Source organism: Streptomyces mutabilis (assembly GCF_014649815.1).
GTDB lineage: Bacteria > Actinomycetota > Actinomycetes > Streptomycetales > Streptomycetaceae > Streptomyces > Streptomyces mutabilis.
In genome coordinates, this window is the sequence record NZ_BMTT01000265.1 from 1 (window position 1) to 556 (window position 556).

The window sequence follows — 556 nt, forward strand, 5'->3', positions numbered from 1 at the left end:
CGTCGCCATATATTACGTAATTCACTCGCTTCTGCGCTGACGGCGCTAGGAATGAGTATTCCGAAACTTATCGCGGGCACGGTCGGGATCGAGAATATTTTTGCATGGCCTGGGGTGGGGCGGCTGTGTATTAGTGCCATATTTGGACGCGATTATCCGATGATACAAGCTTATATTTTAATGATGTCATTGTTATTTCTCTTTTTTAACTTTCTGATAGATATCATTCAGATGAAAGTCGATCCTCGTCTAAGGCGGTAACAATGTGGCGGTTATTCTGGCAACGACTTGCGCGAGATAAAAGTGCACAACTCTGTTTATTGGTTATAGTGATGATTACCATCGCCGGAATAGGCGCCCCTTGGTTTGCACCTCATGATCCCACTTTAACATCGATACGCTTAAAATTTCAGCCAATCAGCTTTCACTATCCACTGGGTACAGATAATTTAGGGCGTTGTGTATTTTCACGTTTACTCTTTGGTATGCGAACCACCGTTTTTTATGCCATATATGCGATGAGCATAACACTGCTGATCGGTTGGCTAATGGGGAT

General features: G+C 43.7%; 1 protein-coding gene and 1 pseudogene. Both read left to right on the forward strand.

Annotated features, from left to right (window positions below; translation table 11 throughout):
- Positions 1-261, forward strand: a 261-nt coding sequence (locus IE142_RS40265) for an ABC transporter permease subunit (protein WP_191889508.1), incomplete at its 5' end; no start/stop codon positions are given.
- 2 nt (positions 262-263) lie between these two features.
- A pseudogene (locus tag IE142_RS40270) lies at positions 264-556 on the forward strand (hypothetical protein); the annotation flags it as partial.